Annotated in this window: 18 protein-coding genes; 7 read left to right on the top strand and 11 right to left on the bottom strand. The window is 70.7% G+C overall.

The window, feature by feature from the left end; translation table 11 throughout:
• Nucleotides 1-92: 92 nt before the first annotated feature.
• Both ACZ4NT_RS15505 and ACZ4NT_RS15500 read right to left on the bottom strand, forming a co-directional pair.
• Nucleotides 93-1,799 carry a hypothetical protein gene (locus ACZ4NT_RS15505; protein WP_467725709.1) on the bottom strand — a complete coding sequence of 569 codons (1,707 nt, stop codon included), beginning with the start codon at nt 1,797-1,799 and terminating at the stop codon, nt 93-95.
• A gap of 367 nt (nt 1,800-2,166) precedes the next feature.
• Entirely contained in the window at nt 2,167-2,706 is a 540-nt protein-coding gene (locus ACZ4NT_RS15500) for a TetR/AcrR family transcriptional regulator (RefSeq protein WP_467725708.1), read from the bottom strand.
• A gap of 134 nt (nt 2,707-2,840) precedes the next feature.
• On the opposite strand from ACZ4NT_RS15500, the gene ACZ4NT_RS15495 reads away from it, so the two are divergent.
• Entirely contained in the window at nt 2,841-4,010 is a 1,170-nt protein-coding gene (locus ACZ4NT_RS15495) for a cytochrome P450 (protein WP_467725707.1), read from the top strand.
• Nucleotides 4,011-4,274: 264 nt separating this feature from the next.
• Here the strand turns inward: ACZ4NT_RS15495 and ACZ4NT_RS15490 are convergent, their stop codons facing one another.
• From ACZ4NT_RS15490 to ACZ4NT_RS15450, 9 genes are all read right to left on the bottom strand, one after another.
• On the bottom strand, nt 4,275-5,057 hold the full coding sequence (locus ACZ4NT_RS15490) for a sulfite exporter TauE/SafE family protein (protein WP_467725832.1): 783 nt from the start codon (nt 5,055-5,057) through the stop codon (nt 4,275-4,277).
• 79 nt (nt 5,058-5,136) lie between these two features.
• Nucleotides 5,137-5,865: a cation efflux transmembrane domain-containing protein gene (locus ACZ4NT_RS15485; protein WP_467725705.1), complete on the bottom strand. Its 729-nt coding sequence runs from the start codon at nt 5,863-5,865 to the stop codon at nt 5,137-5,139.
• A gap of 2 nt (nt 5,866-5,867) precedes the next feature.
• Nucleotides 5,868-6,203 (bottom strand): ArsR/SmtB family transcription factor, encoded by a 336-nt coding sequence (locus ACZ4NT_RS15480; protein WP_467725704.1) that lies wholly within the window; start codon nt 6,201-6,203, stop codon nt 5,868-5,870.
• 388 nt (nt 6,204-6,591) lie between these two features.
• Nucleotides 6,592-6,927 carry a YnfA family protein gene (locus ACZ4NT_RS15475; protein WP_467725702.1) on the bottom strand — a complete coding sequence of 112 codons (336 nt, stop codon included), beginning with the start codon at nt 6,925-6,927 and terminating at the stop codon, nt 6,592-6,594.
• A 10-nt stretch (nt 6,928-6,937) separates the two neighbouring features.
• Entirely contained in the window at nt 6,938-7,252 is a 315-nt protein-coding gene (locus ACZ4NT_RS15470) for a hypothetical protein (protein WP_467725701.1), read from the bottom strand.
• Nucleotides 7,233-7,676, bottom strand: coding sequence for a MerR family transcriptional regulator (locus ACZ4NT_RS15465; protein ID WP_467725699.1), 444 nt, complete (start codon nt 7,674-7,676; stop codon nt 7,233-7,235). The genes ACZ4NT_RS15470 and ACZ4NT_RS15465 overlap by 20 nt, the downstream gene beginning before the upstream one ends.
• Nucleotides 7,673-8,008 carry a hypothetical protein gene (locus ACZ4NT_RS15460; RefSeq protein WP_467725697.1) on the bottom strand — a complete coding sequence of 112 codons (336 nt, stop codon included), beginning with the start codon at nt 8,006-8,008 and terminating at the stop codon, nt 7,673-7,675. The genes ACZ4NT_RS15465 and ACZ4NT_RS15460 overlap by 4 nt, the downstream gene beginning before the upstream one ends.
• 176 nt (nt 8,009-8,184) lie before the next feature.
• The gene (locus ACZ4NT_RS15455) at nt 8,185-9,486 is read right to left on the bottom strand and encodes an MFS transporter (protein WP_467725695.1); all 1,302 of its coding nucleotides are present in this window, start codon (nt 9,484-9,486) and stop codon (nt 8,185-8,187) included.
• Complete coding sequence (locus tag ACZ4NT_RS15450; RefSeq protein ID WP_467725693.1) at nt 9,483-10,862, bottom strand: MBL fold metallo-hydrolase; 1,380 nt, start codon at nt 10,860-10,862, stop codon at nt 9,483-9,485. The genes ACZ4NT_RS15455 and ACZ4NT_RS15450 overlap by 4 nt, the downstream gene beginning before the upstream one ends.
• Before the next feature lie 87 nt (nt 10,863-10,949).
• On the opposite strand from ACZ4NT_RS15450, the gene ACZ4NT_RS15445 reads away from it, so the two are divergent.
• From ACZ4NT_RS15445 to ACZ4NT_RS15420, 6 genes are all read left to right on the top strand, one after another.
• Nucleotides 10,950-11,627 carry an ArsR/SmtB family transcription factor gene (locus ACZ4NT_RS15445; RefSeq protein ID WP_467725691.1) on the top strand — a complete coding sequence of 226 codons (678 nt, stop codon included), beginning with the start codon at nt 10,950-10,952 and terminating at the stop codon, nt 11,625-11,627.
• Nucleotides 11,624-12,805, top strand: coding sequence for a cysteine desulfurase family protein (locus tag ACZ4NT_RS15440; RefSeq protein WP_467725689.1), 1,182 nt, complete (start codon nt 11,624-11,626; stop codon nt 12,803-12,805). Before ACZ4NT_RS15445 ends, ACZ4NT_RS15440 begins: the two co-directional genes overlap by 4 nt.
• A gap of 50 nt (nt 12,806-12,855) precedes the next feature.
• A complete protein-coding gene (locus ACZ4NT_RS15435; protein WP_467725687.1) occupies nt 12,856-14,040 on the top strand; it encodes a trans-sulfuration enzyme family protein in 1,185 nt (394 codons plus the stop codon).
• 84 nt (nt 14,041-14,124) lie between these two features.
• Nucleotides 14,125-14,691, top strand: coding sequence for a carboxymuconolactone decarboxylase family protein (locus ACZ4NT_RS15430; protein ID WP_467725685.1), 567 nt, complete (start codon nt 14,125-14,127; stop codon nt 14,689-14,691).
• A 36-nt stretch (nt 14,692-14,727) separates the two neighbouring features.
• Complete coding sequence (locus tag ACZ4NT_RS15425; RefSeq protein ID WP_467725683.1) at nt 14,728-15,990, top strand: MFS transporter; 1,263 nt, start codon at nt 14,728-14,730, stop codon at nt 15,988-15,990.
• Entirely contained in the window at nt 15,987-16,295 is a 309-nt protein-coding gene (locus tag ACZ4NT_RS15420; protein ID WP_467725681.1) for a sulfurtransferase TusA family protein, read from the top strand. Before ACZ4NT_RS15425 ends, ACZ4NT_RS15420 begins: the two co-directional genes overlap by 4 nt.
• The last annotated feature ends 853 nt before the right edge of the window (nt 16,296-17,148 follow it).

Here is a 17,148-nt window from a genome sequence, read left to right as displayed (position 1 = left end):
GGCATGCCTTCCTGGGGCAACAACGGTCGTCTCTGCCCCATGGCGGAGCCGTCGGTGCAACCGCCCGGCCGGCGCCGCGCCCTGCGGTCCTGCTAGCTGTCTGTGGCGGAGACGGGGAAGAAGCCGTGCCGGCCCGGGCCGGTGCCGGTGAACCGGTAGCTGCGGGCTTCGGAGAGCACGTCGATGGGCGGGTCGCCGTTCTCGATGATGACCGCCTGTCCGGGAAAGTCGAGCATGTCCCGGTAGAAGTGGTCCACCACGTGCGAGGTCAGGTCGACGTCCTCGCCGACGGGGTCGTCCGCGATGGGGTCCCTGTAGGTCACCACGGGCGAGTCGAGGACGATGAAGCCCGGATGCGGCCGGTCGTTGGCGAGGCAGAACTGGGCCAGCGCGGTGGTGAACGCCGAGTGCAGGACCGAGCGGACACCTTTGCCCCGGCTGGCTCGGGGACGGCCCCCCGCACGGACGTCCATGGCGTACTGGTCGTACTCCGCGAACTCCACCGAGGGGACCTTCCACGCTTCCAGCGTGCGCCGGAGCATGCCGTCGAAAGACGACAGGATCCGGTTGGGAACGTACTCGGCGGGCCGCTGCCCCGGTCCGACCGTCTCTCCGTCCAGCCGTGAGCGCCGCTCCTCCAGTTCGTCGATCCGCACGTGGAGCTCCAGGCTCCGCTCGATCTCCGAACGGACCTGCAGGTGCTCCTCCATGCGCTCCCGCAGCGGCGCCAGCTGGCCTTCCGTCGCGCGGATCTCCGCGTCCATGCGGGCCGTCTCCTGCAGCAAGGACGTCCGCCGTGCGCCGAGCGCGGCGAACTGGGCACGCAGGTCTTCGATCGTGGGCAGCAGATCGGCCAGCAGGGCACTGGTCTTCGCGGTCTCGTTCTGCACCGCCAGGTGCAGCTGAGTCGTCTCGTGCTCCCCGTGCCCGGGATGTTGGTGTTCGGGCTCGGCACCGCAGAAGACACACGTGCCGACGCGGAAGTAGCCCAGAAGGCTGCCCGCCTCGGTCACCATCTCCAGGCGGGCAAGGTCGGAGCGGTACTGCTCCTCCAGCAGCCCGAACCGGGAGACCAGGTCACCCACTTCCGCAAGGCGCGACTCCACTGCAGCCAGCTCCTCCGCCGCCCTCATCCGGGCGGTGACTGCCGCAAGGTGGCGGTCGGTGATCACCCGCAGGGCGGTGGAGTGCTCGTCGATGGACGCCTGCAGGCGTACCTGCCGGTCCCGCAGGTCCCTCACGTTCTCGTTCGTGGTCAGCTTGCTCTGAAGATCAAGGATGATCTGATCGAGCAAGGCGATCTTCCCCTTGTTGACGCGGCGCTGTCCGGCGTTGAGGCCGGTGTCGATGTCCGGGTCGCTGCCCCCGGTTAAGAGAAGCCGCATGACCGAGGCCGCCACGGTCTTCCCGCTCGCGGCGGACGAGTGCAGAACCGGGGACAAAGGGTCGACCATACGGGTCTCGGGAATCACGCAGAGGTGCACGAGATCGCGCAGGGCCAGGCCCCGGCTGCCGCCCGCCTCGTTCTTGCGGATCCTCAAATCCGCCAGCCCCAACTCGCCCAGCAGGAACAGCGAAAGGCTGTTCTTGCTACGCGCCGTGTGAGCCGCGGTCACCTGCGTATCGGCGAAACCGGTGACCAGATCCCTCAGATCGTCCCGGTAGATGTGGATGGTGTTACTGCGCGGTGCGCGCATCAGGGTCAGCGCAGCTCCGCCCGGAAGCCGCAGACCCAGCAGGATCTGGCTGTAGCCCTCGGCCTCCGGGACCTCGGGCGTCTCGTTGCGCGAATCCGACACCCCGTCATCCCCCCGTTGTGCCAGGCGACATCAACCAATATCACTCCTGAGCAGACGCGATTCATACCCGTGGCCCCTGTGCCCAAACGGCTGGTAAGGACGCTGCCGCTGAGCACCGGATACGGCGCTTCGACGGCGGGCGCTGGAGCGCGGCGTCCCGGAGGCGCGGAGCGCGACATGGTGCTGCCGGCGCTGGGTATCAGCGCAGGTTGGTGAGCCAGGTGACCTTGGCACCCGCGCACCGCTCCGAAGCCATGGTCCACCTCGCGATGATCGATCTCATGGCCCCGCAGACTGACCGGCGAAGCCGCCCTGAACTGGCGCGGAACCTGACCCGGGACCAAACACGAATCACCGGACCAAACGCTCAGTTAGCGGCCTCGATGATGCCCTGAACAGCTCGATCGATCCGGGCGGCGGCCAGATGAGGGTCAGGCTGCCCGGCGTCCAGCCAGCCGATGACGGCGTCAGTCGTGAATGCGGGAATCACCCGCGCCGCCCAGTCCAGCCAGGGACCCGCCGGAAGACGTCGGGCGAGATTGCGCTGGGCGATCTCGGCCGAGGCGGCGGTGAGTGTGTCGACGAGGTCGCGGAACTCCGGTTCCCGAGCCGCGTGTCGGAACAGCAGCCGGAAGCCGTCAGGGTCGGCCGAAGCGGCGCGGAGGAGGGCGGGGATCGACTCCTCATCGAAGTTGTCGCTGCCTACCGCCTCGGCCAGCTGTGTGCAGGCACGGTCGAGGGCCGCGCGGTACAGGTCGGCCTTGGATTCGAAGTGTCGGTAGAGCATTACGCGGGTGAGGTCCGCTTCGCCGGCGACGTCGTCGAGGCCGGTGGCGGCGAATCCGGCACGCGCGAAGGCCCGGGTTGCCGCGTCGAGGATCTGCTCCCGCCGCTCGTCCCGTCGCATCCGCCTAACCGGCCCAGGACCGCCGGGGGCTGCCTGCTCTGACACCATCGGCCATTCCTCCTCTTGTTTACCCACAAGTGTACAAGTAGCTTTGTATAAAGCTAAGTATACAAAGGCTCTCTGTGGGAGGCGACATGACCGTCCAGCTGCCCTTCGATCAGACCGGCCCACTACAGGTGCCGGCGATGCTCCGTACGTTGCAGAGTCAGGGCACCGTCCACCGGGTTCGCACCCGGGTCGGTGATGACGCGTGGCTGGTGACCGGGTACGACGAGGTACGCCGCCTGCTCGCCGACGACCGGCTCGGCCGGTCCCACCCCGACCCGGATAACGCCGCGCGCTCGGGTGAGTCCGCTCTGTTCGGAGGCCCGCTGGGCAACTACGACACCGAGAAGGCCGACCACGCCCGGATGCGGTCACTGCTTCAGCCGCACTTCACGCCGGGCCGCATGCGGGAATTCCGCGGGCGCGTGGAAACGCTGACCGCGCAACTCCTGGACGAACTGGCGGAACAGGGGCCGGCGGCCGACCTCAACGCTGCGCTCGCCCTCCCGTTGCCGATCCTGGTGATCTGCGAGTTGCTGGGCGTGCCGTATGAAGAGCGCACCCAGTTCCGCGCATGGACGCAGGCTGCCGCCGACGTACTCGACAGGGCACGCTCGGAGCAGGGGCTAGGGGACCTCTTCGCCTACGGGCAGGAACTGGTGGGCCGCAAGCGTCGCGAGCCCGGCGACGATGTGATCTCCCGGCTCTGCGCCACGGACGGAGTCGCAGACGACGAGATCGCCATGCTGTCGATGGCGCTGCTCTTCGCGGGACACGAGACCACGGTCGTTCAGATCGGCATGGGTGCGCTGCTTCTACTGACCAGTGCGGACCAGTGGCAGCTGCTGCTGGGCGACCCCGGCCTGATCCCCGGAGCGGTTGAGGAGATCATGCGCGTCCCGGGCAAGGGCGGGGGAGGCATCCCGCGCTACGCCCATACCGACATCGAGATCGGCGGCGTCACCATTCGGGCCGGGGATCTGGTCATGCTGGACAACGGTGCCGCGAACCACGACGAGGCCGTCTTCGCCGACCCCGACCGCTTCGATGTCACCCGGCGGGCCACCGCGCACCTCACCTTCGGGCACGGCGTGCGCTACTGCATCGGCGCGCCCCTGGCCCGCATGGAACTCCAGGTGGCATTTGGCCAGCTGGTTTCCCGTTTTCCCGGCATGCGGCTTGCCGCGCCGGTCGAGGACCTGCGGGTCCGCAGTGACGTGCTGACCGGCGGCCTCATCGAGCTGCCGGTGACCTGGTGACTGGACAACAGCGGCTCACCGCCTTGATGCCGCGGATGCGAAAGCCCGCACACTCTGGGCCGGTGAGGTGTGGGCACCGCTCCCTGCTCACGTGTCCGGACTGCTGGCGGGGGATTTGCTGGGGTGTTCGGTGAGAAGCGCGTGGGTTCGCGGATTCCCGGACGTGATGACGTCGGAACCGGATCGTGTGCGGCGGTCAGAAGTGGACGAGCGCGCGGGTTCGGGCTAGCGGAGCGTTGTCGCCCGAACTGGCCGCATCGAGGGTCAGGCCAGGGCCTGGGCGGCGTACACCCCGCCGAGGGCAGCTGCAAGGGTGCCGAGCAGGAGCCGGAGCGCGGTTTCGGGAAGGTGGGGCTGGAGCCGTGCGCCGAGGTAGCCGCCTATCAGCCCTCCGGCGCCGCAGGCCAGACCTAGCCACCAGTCGGGCGAGACGGGCCCGGGACTCGCCAGGGCCAGCAGTGCGTACGCGGCGGCCCCGGCGAGGGAGGTCGTGAAGGTGGCGGCGAGGGTGGCCGGTGCGATGCGGGCCAGGGGCATGCCGCGCGCGGCGAGGATGGGCCCGAGCAGGGAACCGCCGCCGATGCCGTAGATCCCGCCGACCACCCCGACCGTCAGGGCGAGAGCAGCGAGCACGCGCGCCGACGGCTCGGCCGCGTCCGGCCGCCCCCGGGCGGGGCGCATGGTGCGCAGGCACAGCCACGCGCCGAGCGGCAGCAGGAAGGCGGCGACCAGGATGCGGAAGATGCCGGGGCCGGGGAGGGCGAAGACGCGGAGGGCGGCGCCGGCGATGACGCCGGGCAGGGTCCAGGCGACGAGGCGGCGGGCCAGTGTGCCGCGCAGAGCGCCGTCGCGGCGGTAGCGCCACAGTGCGCCCGGCCCGGCCACCACGTTGAACAGCAGGTTCGTCGGCGTGACGGCGGGACTCGGAGCGCCGAGGATGCTGAGCTGGACCGGCAGGAGGAAGACCGCCCCGGACACGCCGACCGGCGCGGTCACCGTCGAGATCAACAGGCCGGCCGCGAACCCGGCCCAGATCGTCCACTCCACCACTGCCCCCGCCGCTCCGTATTTGCCCGGTCAGTATCGATGGAGCACCCAGAGGGAGGGCGGGGCGGCAATGAGATGTTCACGAGCAGCAGGTGCAGCCCGGCTTGCAGCCGCACGCGTCCGCCTCGGCCGCGGCCGCTCCGACGGGGGCCGGCGTGTGGGCGGTGGGGGCGCAGCAGCCCTTGCCCTGCCAGGCGTCGCGGCCCTCCTTCACCGCGATGGCGGCGATCACGAGGGCGGCGATCGGGTCGGCCCAGGACCAGCCGAGCGTGGCGTTGAGGACCAGGCCGACCAGCAGCACGGCGGACAGGTACGTGCACAGCAGCGTCTGCTTGGAGTCGGCGACCGCGGAGGCGGAGCCGAGTTCGCGGCCGGCCTTGCGCTGGGCGTAGGAGAGGAACGGCATGATCGCCAGGGACAGGGCGGCGATGACGATGCCGGGGATGGAGCGTTCGGCCTCGCCGGTGCCGGTGAGCGCGCGGACGGCGTCGACGGCGACGTACGCGGCGAGCGCGAAGAAGGAGACGGCGATGATCCGCAGGGTGCGCTGTTCGCGGGCTTCGCGGACGGCGTGGTCGGCGGCGGAGAACTGCCAGGCGACCGCGGCGGCGGAGGACACCTCGATGATCGAGTCGAGGCCGAAGCCGATCAGGGCGGTGGAGGAGGCGAGCGTGCCGGCCGTGATGGCGACGATCGCCTCGACGACGTTGTAGGTGATCGTCGCGGCGACCAGCAGGCGTATCCGGCGGGTGAGTACGTCGCGGCGGGCCGGGGAGGGACCGAGGGATATCGATATCGCGGCGGTCATGGTCAGCAGCAGCCCTTCTCGTCGGCGTCCGGGCAGGTGCGGTCGGTCTCGACGGCCACGACGGCAGTGCGCAGGTCGTCCAGCGCGTGGCCGAGGCGTTCGTCGGCGAGCTCGTACCGGGTACGGCGGCCGTCGGGGACGGTGACGACCAGACCGCAGTCCCGCAGGCACGCTAGGTGATTCGACAGCCGGGTACGGGAAACGCCGATCGCGTCGGCGAGGTCGGCCGGGTAGGCAGGGGCGTCGCGCAGGGCGAGCAGGATGCGGCAGCGGATCGGGTCGGCGAGCGCGCGGCCGAACCGGGCCAGCACCTCGATGTCGGAGGCAACAGTCAGCACACCACAACAGTACACGTGATCCTGAATTCAGGTATCCCTGAATCATCGGGGCCTCTGTCGCTCCTTCGGGGAGCCATCGCTCTTGGCCTTCGACCGCGACTTCGTCCGCGCTCTGGCCGGGGCTGGAGGCAGGTCGCGCCGCCAACCATGACGAGGCGTCTTCGCCGAGCCCGACCGCTTCGATGTCATCCGGTGGGCGACCGCGCACCTGACTTTCGGGCACGGCGTGCGCTACTGCATGAGCGAACCCCTGCCCGGCATGCGGCTTGCCGTGCCGGTCGAGAACCTGCGGGTCCGTGGTGACGTGCTGACCGTCAGCCTCATCGAGTTGCCGGTTACGTGGTGAGTGGACGGCAGCGGCTCACCGCCTGTGTGGACGGGGCGCAGCTCAGTGGCTGCGGGGCGCGTACATGATCATGGCCATGCCCGCGAGGCACACCAGGGCTCCGATGACGTCCCAGCGGTCAGGTCGGTAGCCGTCGGCGACCATGCCCCAGGCGATCGACCCGGCCACGAAGATCCCGCCGTAGGCGGCGAGGATGCGCCCGAAGTTGTCGTCGTGCTGCCAGGTCGCCACCACGCCGTACAGGCCGAGGGCGATGACGCCGGCGCCGATCCAGATCCATCCCTTGTGTTCGCGGATGCCCTGCCAGACCAGCCAGGCGCCGCCGATCTCGAAGAGGGCGGCGACGACGAACAGGGCAACGGAGCGGGCGACAACCATGCTGGTGACCCTATTGGCGGCCCGCGCCGCCGATCTTCAGCGGGTCCCCGGACGTCTTGCAGCCGCACCCGCCCTCACCTGCGGTCTTCGGTGAGCAGGAGCATGAGCGGCGGCGCTGGCCGAGCCACCAGGTACCTGCGGCGAGCACGGCCAGGACGACGGCGAGGGCGGGCAGCCAGCCCACCACCGCACCGGCGCCGGCGCCGATGACCCCGGTTGTGGTCAGGACGGGCAACGCGCAGCACGCCACACAGGCCAGCGCGGCGAGTCCCCCGAGCGTCTTCGGGGCGCGCTGGGGGCGGGGGTCAGCAGCAGGGTCCGGCATGACGCTCCTTGGCGAGGTCGGTGAAGGGGATGGGGCAGCACGTGCTGGATGCGCATACGGTCAGGTCGTCGCAGCCGGCCTCGACGGCGGCGGCCAGGGCGGTGCGGATGGTGGTGAGGTCGGCGATCTTCGCGTCGACCTCGGCGAGCTTGGTCGCGGCGCGGTCCTGGAGGCCCGCGACGGGGCGACCGTGCCGGTGGCGGCCGGCCTCTAGCAGCTCGGCGACCTCCTCCAGCGTGAACCCGTGCCGCTGGGCGGCCTTGATCACCCGCAACGCGGTCACGGCCTCCTCGCTGTAGAGGCGGTGGCCGCCGTTGCTGCGCTCCGGTTCGGCCAGCAGGCCGCGCCGCTCGTAGTAGCGCAGGGTCTGGATGTTCACTCCGGCCGCCTCGGCAACCTGCCCGCTGCGCAGACCCGTGCTCACCGCTGCTCCCCAGCGGCAGCGGTCCGGGCGGCGAGGGCGTCCAGGACCGGCTCGTGAGCCTGGTCCACCGAGATGTCCAACCGGATCAGGTCCTGGCCGGGGGTGGCGGTGAACGTGAAGAACGAGCAGCAGCCGCTCTCGCGCTCCACCAGGTCACGGAGCTGCTCCTCGACGCCCGGCCCGCCAGCCAGGTCAAGACGCAGGTGGAGCGGCTGGGGTCGGGACAGCGAGGTCAGCCGCTCGGCGAACAGCGCGTCCCACTCGGCGACCCGCAGGGGCCGCTCCTCGGTGGGCAGCGTGCAGGACTGCGGCACCCACGCCAGATCACTCATCGCGCTAACTCCCGTCATCACGTCCCCGCAGGCCGGGGACACCTCCGACGGTAAACCTGTACCTGGGTATCGGTTGCAAGTCCGGGATGCGGCCTTGGGTGGGGAGAGCCCTGGGGTGGGATGTTGCCGCTTTCTGCTTTCAGAGAGTCCCATCAAGGTGCGGGCACTGCTCTGTGTCAGCTGTCGTCCGGACTGGTGGCCGGGGATTTGCTGGGGTGTTCGGTGATCCAGCGCGCTGCGAGCAGGCCGGAGGCGGCGGTGAGGACGGCTGCGGCGATGACGGTGGCGTTGAGGCCGAGGGCATCGGCGAGGATGCCGGCGACGAGGGCGCCGGCGGCGTAGCCGATGTCGCGCCAGAAGCGGTAGGTGCCGAGGGCGTTGGCGCGCCATGCGGGGTGGGCGTGGTCGGAGATGGAGGCGATGAGGGCCGGGTAGACCATGGCCGTGCCCAAGCCGAGGAAGACCGCGGACAGGACGCCCGCGAGCAGCGGACGCTCCAACAGAGCGAGGGCGAGGACGAAGCCGACGGACTGGACGAGCATGCCGTAGACGATCAGCGGCTTGCGGCCGATGCGGTCGGCGAGGTGGCCGGTGGGGATCTGCCCGAGCCCCCACAGGATGGGGTACAGCCCCTTGATCAGACCGACCGCGGCGAGCCCCAGGCCGTGGTCGGTGAACAGGAGAGGGAAGACGCCCCAGGTCAGGCCGTCGTTGAGGTTGTTGATCAGCCCGGCCTGGCTGGCGCCCCGCAGGGACCGGTTGCGCCAGGAAGTGCGGGTGAACGTGGCCTTGAGGCCCGTGTCCTCGCCGGTGGGAAGCGGCTTGGTGTGGTTGGCGAGTTCGAGGGCGACGTGGGCGGCGGTGTCGCGGACGACCAGCGCCAGGGCGAGGCCCGCGACGACGAAGATGACGCCGATGAGTTCGGGGACGGGGCGCAGGCCGTAGCTGGTGGCGAGGTAGCCGGTGAGCAGGGCGGTGACGCCGACGGCGGTGTAGCCGGCGGCCTCGTTCAGGCCGGTGGCCAGACCGCGGCGGGAGGGGCCGACGAGGTCGATCTTCATGTTGACGGTCATCGACCACGTCAGGCCCTGGTTCAGGCCCAGCAGCACGTTGGCGGCGACGATCCAGCCCCAGGACGGGGCGTAGGCCAGGGCGAAGGGGACGGGGATGCCGAGGACCCAACCGGCGACGAGCAATTGCTTGCGGCGGAAGCGGGCGGTGAGGGCGCCGGCGGCGAGGTTGGTGAACGCCTTAGTGAGACCGAAGGCGATGATGAAGGAGAAGACTGCCAGGTCGCTGGTCAGGCCGAACGTCTCGGAGCCGATCAGCGGGACGGTGGTGCGCTCGAGGCCGACCAGGCCGCCGACGCAGATGTTGACGATGACCAGCAGGGTGAACTGCAGGCGGTTCTCGCGCAGGCCGAGGCGTACGGGCCGGCCGTGGGCGTCGGTCGTCGGGGCGGGGTGTGTGGTGCTCACGAGCTGGTGGTCCCGGTTCCCTGGATGAGCTGCTGGCCGTTGGCCTGGGCGTACTCGGCGGCTCCGCCGTCGAGTACGGCGATGTCGGTGTGGCCGGCGCGTTCCAGGACGCTGGCCGCGGTCATGCCGCGCTCGCCGTGGGCGCAGGCCACGACCGCGCCCTCGGGGGCGTCGACGGCGGCTGCGGCGAGGGCGCCGAGTTCGATGTTCAGGGCGCCGGGGACGTGGCCGGCGGCGAACTCCGCGTCCTGGCGGACATCGACGTAGGGGCGGCCCTCGGTATGGCCGGGGGTGAGGAAGGCGGTGGTGGTCTGCGGGTTGCCGTCGGCGAGCCAGGCCGCCATGCCGCCCGCGAGCCGTCCGGCCAGACGCTCGTAGCCGATCTTGTACGACTGCCACACGATCTCGGCGAGGTCCTGGCCCTCACCGGTGACGAAGACGACCGGGTCGGTGTCCGGCAGCAGCCAGCCGAGCCAGGTGGCGAACTGGCCGCGCAGCGGGATGGAGAGAGAGCCGGGGATGTGGCCTGCCGCGTAGTCGGCCGCCGGGCGGACGTCGACGGCCTGGGCGCCGTCGGCGAGCAGCGCCTTGACCTGGCCGGCGTCGAGCGCGGGCAGCAGCGGGGCGGAACTCAGGACGGCGGGGCCGCGCCGGTTGGCTTCGCCGAGGCGGTCGAAGTAGGCGGGGTAGCTGCCCAGGCCGGCGACCAGTTGCTTGACGAAGGCGTCCTCGTCCGCGGCGGCGAGCAGGGGGTTGGTCTGCTTCTGGCCGCCGATGGTGGAGGTGCGCTCGTTTCCGCGTACGGCGGAGCAGAAGGAGCCGGCGCCGTGAGTGGGCCAGACCGCGGTGGCGTCGGGCAGGGTGACCAGCCGCTGAAGCGAGCGGTACTGGGCGCGGGCGAGTTCCTCGGTGCGATCGGCGCCGAGGAGATCGGTGCGGGCGGCGGAGTTCACGATCATCGAGCCGCCGGTGAACACCCCCAGTTCCCGGCCGCCGTCGTGCAGGAGGAAGGAGAGGTGCTCGTCGGTGTGGCCAGGGGTGGCCAGGGCCCGCAGCGTCAGGCCGCCCAGATCGACCTCGTCGCCGTCTGCGAGGCCCCGGTGACCGAAGGCCCGCCGCCCGGCGGCGGAGGCGAGGATTTCCGCTCCGTCGTCGTGGGCGAGCTGGACGGCTCCGGAGAGGAAGTCGGCGTGCAGGTGGGTGTCGGCGGCGAACGCGACGGTGAGACCGCGCCGGGCGGCCGCTGCCTTCAGGGCCCGCAGGTCGCGGCTGGCGTCCACCGCGAGCGCGCGGCCGTCGCCGAGATCGACGAGGTAGGCACTGTTGCCCAGCCCCTGGTCGACCAGAGGTACGAGGTGGTCGTCGGCGAAGCCCATCCTGTGTCCTTCCAACGGAACAACCGAGCGGGCAGCCATTGCTGCCAGCCGTCAGTTACAATAATCCATAGATTATTGGAGGAAGCAATGCAGGATGCGACCACAAGCGGCGCCAAGGCCGCCCTCTACGACGCCTTCGCGACCAGCGGCAAGGCGCTGGCTAGCGGAAAGCGCCTGGAACTGCTGGATCTGCTGGCCCAGGGAGAGCGCACCGTCGACGCGCTGGCGAAGGCGGCGGGGCTGAACCTGACCACCGCGTCCGCGCACCTGCAGACGCTTAAGCAGGCCGGGTTCGTCGCGACCCGCCGCGAGGGGGTGCGCATCCACTACCGGCTCGCCGGCGACGACGTGGCCCAGTTGTTCGCGCTGCTGCGCAAGGTCGCCGAAGCCCACCAGGCCGCCGTGCCCGCCGCCCGCGACGCCTACCTCGGCGAGGACACCACCGGCGAGATGAGCCATGAGGAACTGCGCGCCCGCGTCGCGGCCGGCGATGTCGTGATCCTGGACGTGCGGCCGGTGGAGGAGTACCTCGCCGGACACATCCCCGGCGCCCTCTGCATCCCGGTCCAGGAGCTCGCCGACCGGATCAACGAACTGCCCGAGGACACCGAGATCGTCGTCTACTGCCGCGGCGAGTACTGCGTCCTGGCCTACGACGCGGTACGGGTGCTGACCGACCTCGGCCGCCGCGCGATCCGGCTCAACGACGGCATGCTGGAGTGGCGCCTGTCGGAGCTGCCCGTCGACGCCTCGGACCTGACGTGACCGGCCCGGGCGGCAACCTCCCCCTGCATCCGGGACTGGCCGGCGGGCCGGTCTACCTGGACTACAACGCCACCACTCCGGTCGACCCACGCGTCACCGAGGCTATGTGGCCGTATCTGACGGACTTCTTCGGCAACCCCTCCAGCAGCCACCCCTACGCCAACACCCCCCGCCGGGCGCTGGCGGAGGCCCGCGCACAGGTCGCCGGTCTGATCGGTGCCGTCCCCGGTGAGATCGTGTTCACCGGCTCGGGGTCCGAGGCTGATCTGCTCGCCCTGCGCGGCACGGTCCTGGCCTCCGATCGCCCGGGCCCGCATGTGATCACCCAGGCCACCGAGCACCCTGCCGTCCTGGAGACCTGCCGGGCCCTTGAGCGTCTGCACGGCGCCCGGGTGACCGTGCTGCCGGTCGACGGCGACGGACTCGTCGCCCCGGCCGCTCTGGCCACCGCGCTCACCGAGGACACGGTGCTGGTGTCGGTGATGGCGGCGAACAACGAGACCGGCGCCCTGCAGCCGATCACGGAACTCGCCGCCCTCGCCCACGAGCGCGGGGCGCTGTTCCACTGCGACGCGGCCCAGGCCGTCGGCAAGATCCCCCTCAATGTCGGCGAGCTGGGCGTGGACCTGCTGACGATCGTGGGGCACAAGATGTACGCGCCGAAGGGCGCGGCCGCCCTGTACGTGCGTGACGGGGTTCGGCTGGAGCCGGTCGTCTACGGCGGCGGGCAGGAGCGCGGCCTGCGCGCGGGTACGGAGAACGTCGTCCTGGCCGTCGCGCTCGGCACCGCCGCACAACTCGCGGCCGCTGAGCTCGCCGACGGCGCCCCGGCCCGCATCGCGGCCCTGCGCGACGACCTCCACCAGCGGCTCACCGGCAGCCTGCCCGGCCGTGTGCACCTGAACGGCCCGGAGAAGAACCGCCTGCCGAACACCCTGAACGTCAGCATCGACGGTGTCCTCGGGCACGAGCTCCTCGCCGCCGCACCCGAGCTCGCGGCCTCGACCGGATCGGCCTGCCACAGCGGCACCCACACACCTTCCCCCGTGCTGACCGCCATGGGCCTCGGCCGGGACCGCGCGCTCGGTGCGCTGCGGTTGTCCCTGGGCCGCTGGACCACGGCCGAGGACATCGAGACGGCGGCAGCGGCCCTCACCCAGGCGGCTGTCGCGCAGTGACCGGGCCGACCGGCCCGAAGCAAGAGGAATCGACGAACCGCAGGAGAGGCATGACCGAGACCACCGCGCACGGACTGTCCACCCGCAGTGTCCACGCCGGCGAACGCCGCGACGCCGAAGGGGCCATCCACACCCCGCTCTACAACCACTCCACGTTCGCGTTCGACTCCACCGCCGACCTCCTGGACGTCGTCGAAGGCCGCAAGTCCGGGAACCTGTACACCCGCTACGGCCTCAACCCCACCATCCGCTCCACCGAGGCCAAGCTCGCCGACCTCGAAGGCGGTGAGCAGGCCCTGGCGTTCTCCTCCGGCATGGCGGCCGAAGCCGCGACGTTCCTCGCGCACTGCCGCACCGGGGACCACATCGTGTGTATCGGCGAGGTCTACGGCGGCACCTTCGAGCTGCTCGGCGACAACCTGCCGCAGGTCGGCATCACCACCACGTTCCTGCGCGCCGACGAGGTCGACCGGCTGCCCGAAGTGCTGACCGGCCGGACCCGGATCGTGTTCTTCGAGACCCCGGCCAACCCCACCCTGACCGTCTTCGACATCGCCGCCATCTCCGAACAGGCCCGCACGATCGGCGCGCTGACGGTGGTGGACAACACCTTCGCCACCCCCGTCAACCAGAACCCCCTTCAGCACGGCGCGGACCTGGTCGTGCACTCCGCGACCAAGTACCTCGGCGGGCACTCCGACCTGACCGCCGGCGTCCTGACCGGCCCCGCCGAACACCTCGCCCCGGTGGCAGGGTGGCGCAAGAACCTCGGCCAGGTCATCGCCCCCGAGACCGCCTTCCTCCTCGCCCGCTCCCTCCGTTCCCTGCCTGTCCGGGTCCGTGCGCAGAACGGCACCGCCGCGGCCGTCGCCGCGTTCCTCCAGACGCACCCGCGCGTGGCCCACGTTCACTACCCGGGACTGGCCACCGGCGAGCAGAAGCGCATCGTGGACGCGCAGATGCGCGGCGGGGGCGGCATGCTCAGCGCCGTCCTGGACGCGGACGCCGACCAGACCGCCGCGGTGGTGGACCGGCTGCGGCTGTTCGCCATCGCGCCCAGCCTCGGCGGAGTCGAGTCCCTGGTCACCCAGCCCATCACCACCACCCACCACGGCCTGGACCCGGCCGAGCGCGCCAAGCGCGGCATCGCCGACAGCATGGTCCGCCTGTCCGTCGGCCTCGAAGACGCCGACGACCTGATCGCCGACCTCGCCCAGGCCCTCGACACCGACTGACAGCCCTCTTCCTTCCGCCCACCGGACCTGTACGAGGGCCCGGTGGGCGTCCCGTACGACCTCTGCACGAAAGGCGTCCACCCCGTGACCGACTTCCCCCTCCACGACGAGGCCACCGCACCCGCCGAGGCCCTCCCGCACCTCGCCGCGGCCCGCGAACGCATGGGTTTCCTCACCACCCTCAACGCCGTCATGGCCGAATCCCCGCAACTCCTGGCCGGCTACACCGCCCTGGCCCAGCAGTTCGCCGCTTCCTCCCTGCCGAAGCCCGCGCAGCAGGTCGTCCTGCTCACCGCGAGCGTCGCCAACGCCTGCCCGCACTGCGTTGCCGCGCACTCCACCCTCGCCCTGCGCGCCGGTCTCACCCCGGACGACGTCAACGCCCTACGCGACGCCACCACGTTGCAGGACCCGTCACTGGAAGCCGTACGCCGCCTCACCCAGGCCATCGTCGACAAGCGCGGCTGGGCCGACGAGCAGGACATCGCCGGCTTCCTCGCCGCCGGACACACCCACCGCCAGATCCTGGACATCGTCCTGGGCGTCGGCATGAAGACCCTGTCCAACTACACCAACCACCTCACCCACACACCCGTCGACCCCGCGTGGCACGACCAGCAGTGGACACCGCCAGCAACCACAACCCCCTGACGCACCCACTGCCAACCGCCGCACGCAGGAAGAGACATGACCAGCACCGCACCCACCGTCCCCGCCTCCATACCCGACGCCGCCCAAGCGCAGCGCCGCATCCTGCGTGTCCTGGTCGCCTCCCAGGTCCTCAGCGGCGCGGGACTGGCTGCCGGTGTCACCGTCGGCGCCCTCCTGGCGCAGGACATGCTCGGCTCCACCAGCCTCGCCGGGCTGCCCAGCGCCCTGTTCACCGCCGGTTCCGCGCTCGCGGCCGTCACCGTGGGCCGCATCTCCCAGGCCAGAGGCCGCCGCCCCGGCCTCGCCACCGGCTACCTCACCGGCGCGATCGGCTCCGCAGGCGTCATCACCGCCGCCGTCCTGGACAACCCGGTCCTGCTGTTCATCGCGCTGTTCGTCTACGGCGCGGGTACCGCCACCAACCTTCAGGCCCGCTACGCCGGAGCCGACCTCGCCCCGGCCGGCCACCGCGCCCGCGCCGTCTCCACCGTCCTGGTCGCCACCACCCTCGGCGGCGTCGCCGGACCCAACCTCGCCGCCCCCGCCGGCACCCTCGCCGAACACCTCGGCATCCCCCACCTCGCCGGACTCTTCGTCATCTCCGGCGCCGCCTACGCCCTGGCCGCAATCGTCCTCGCCCTCTGGCTGCGACCCGACCCGCTACTCCTGGCCCGCACCATCGCCCGGGCCAAGGAAGCCGACGCTGTAGCCAACCCGGCCGCCGCCGATGACGCCGACACCAGCGAGGGCCGCGGAGGCGTAGTCCTGGGCGCGCTGGTCATGATCCTCACCCAGCTCGTCATGGTCGCGATCATGACGATGACGCCAGTCCACATGCACGACCACGGCCACCCCACCGCCGCCTCCGGCCTCGTCATCGGCATCCACATCGGCGCCATGTACCTGCCCTCACCCCTGACCGGCTGGCTCGTCGACCGCTACGGCCGCATGAGGATCGCCGCAGCCTCCAGCATCACGCTCCTGGCCGCCGGCCTCCTCGCCGCCGCAGCCCCCGGCGACTCCGTCGCCCTCCTCGCGCTCGCGCTCGCCCTGCTGGGCCTGGGCTGGAACTTCGGCCTCGTCTCCGGCACCGCGATCATCACCGACACCGTCCCGCTCGCCACCCGCGCCAAGACACAAGGACTGGTCGACGTCTCCATCGCCCTCGCCGGCGCCACCGGCGGCATCACCTCGGGCATCATGGTCGCCGCCACCAGCTACCCCGCCCTCGCCCTCACCGGCAGCGCCCTCTCCCTCGCCCTCCTGCCCGCCGTCGCCGCCACCGCCTACCGCCGATGACCGCGACGAGCCCCGACATCCCCGCGCCCGACATCACCGTCGACGGCACCGGCCTGCTCTGCGTCACCCTCCTTCTCCGCCTGCGCAAAGAGATCGACGGCGCGAAGCCGGGCATCGTCGTCCACGTCATCGCCACCGACCCGGCCGCACCACTCGACCTGCCCGCCTGGTGCCACATGACCGGCCACGAGTACCTGGGCCCCGTTACGGATGACGACCGCTATGTCTACGCCCTCCGGCTCACCAGCCAGGCGCATGTGACCCGTCCTGATGCGCCATGGCGTCGGGCTGAGCCCGACCGCTAGACGATCTCGACATTATGTCGCCGGACGGTTGACGAGACCTCCAGTTCAGACACGCCTTCCTCGGGCGACGTCCCGCCCGGAATCTCAGTTACGCCCCTGTAAACGTAGGCAATCCACCGTGCGCTCGGGGCGAGCAACGCCGACGTAGAGATCGTTCCCACCTTGACCTTCGAGTCGAACCGAAGGTTTACCGTCGACGGCGTGACGACCTCCCACATGTCACAGCTCGCCGAGCGCTCCGGCCACGACGTGCGCTTCTACGAGGAACTGGCCGCGACCACAGGACTCTGACCTCATCATGGCCGACGTCTCACCGGGGCAGTCTGGTGGTGCGCTCAGGGTGGGCGGCGGCGACGTACCGTTGGAACAGAACGGTCGGTGATCTTGCCACTTACCGGGAATGAAGACAGAGCCTCTGGTGCAGCTCGTTGTCGAGACCGTGGACTCTCGCAAGGACAACGGCTTCTGACTTGGACCGGCTCCTCAGGGGCGGTTGTCCCAGCGGACGGGACGGCTCATCGCTGAATCAGCCAGATCAGCCAGATCAGCCAACCGATGATCGCCGCCCCCGCTGCCGAGGCGGCCCCGCCGACGGCGTTTCGAAAGATGAGCCGGAGCAGGGGGCTCAACCGTCGAGACTGCCTCTTCGGCGGCTGGGAAGTGGTGCATTGCTCGGTGGCAGGCTTAGGGTCGTTACGGTCGGCACTCATCGTTCTCTCCTGAATGTGGTGTCGCATGGTCAGGGACCTGCCCGCGGCGGTGCCGGCAAGCTCAGGCCGCTGGTAGGTCCCTGATTTCATTGCTGAGCCTACGAATTGGAGCTCTCGAGAAGTACGGGTAAGCCGCTCGGATC

It is taken from the genome of Streptomyces sp. NPDC026417, assembly GCF_055567695.1.
The sequence above is the reverse complement of the archived record's forward strand: the minus strand, read 5'-3'. Positions and strand labels throughout refer to the sequence as shown.

What these genes read in the sequence shown, in the direction of transcription:
- ACZ4NT_RS15425 (WP_467725683.1), top strand. Translation starts at nt 14,728, where the DNA reads ATGACCAGCACCGCACCCACCGTCCCCGCCTCCATACCCGACGCCGCC.
- ACZ4NT_RS15445 (WP_467725691.1), top strand. Translation starts at nt 10,950, where the DNA reads ATGCAGGATGCGACCACAAGCGGCGCCAAGGCCGCCCTCTACGACGCC.
- ACZ4NT_RS15460 (WP_467725697.1), bottom strand. Translation starts at nt 8,008, where the DNA reads ATGAGTGATCTGGCGTGGGTGCCGCAGTCCTGCACGCTGCCCACCGAG.
- ACZ4NT_RS15475 (WP_467725702.1), bottom strand. Translation starts at nt 6,927, where the DNA reads ATGGTTGTCGCCCGCTCCGTTGCCCTGTTCGTCGTCGCCGCCCTCTTC.
- ACZ4NT_RS15470 (WP_467725701.1), bottom strand. Translation starts at nt 7,252, where the DNA reads ATGCCGGACCCTGCTGCTGACCCCCGCCCCCAGCGCGCCCCGAAGACG.
- ACZ4NT_RS15420 (WP_467725681.1), top strand. Translation starts at nt 15,987, where the DNA reads ATGACCGCGACGAGCCCCGACATCCCCGCGCCCGACATCACCGTCGAC.
- ACZ4NT_RS15435 (WP_467725687.1), top strand. Translation starts at nt 12,856, where the DNA reads ATGACCGAGACCACCGCGCACGGACTGTCCACCCGCAGTGTCCACGCC.
- ACZ4NT_RS15450 (WP_467725693.1), bottom strand. Translation starts at nt 10,862, where the DNA reads ATGGGCTTCGCCGACGACCACCTCGTACCTCTGGTCGACCAGGGGCTG.
- ACZ4NT_RS15495 (WP_467725707.1), top strand. Translation starts at nt 2,841, where the DNA reads ATGACCGTCCAGCTGCCCTTCGATCAGACCGGCCCACTACAGGTGCCG.
- ACZ4NT_RS15500 (WP_467725708.1), bottom strand. Translation starts at nt 2,706, where the DNA reads ATGCGACGGGACGAGCGGCGGGAGCAGATCCTCGACGCGGCAACCCGG.
- ACZ4NT_RS15485 (WP_467725705.1), bottom strand. Translation starts at nt 5,865, where the DNA reads ATGACCGCCGCGATATCGATATCCCTCGGTCCCTCCCCGGCCCGCCGC.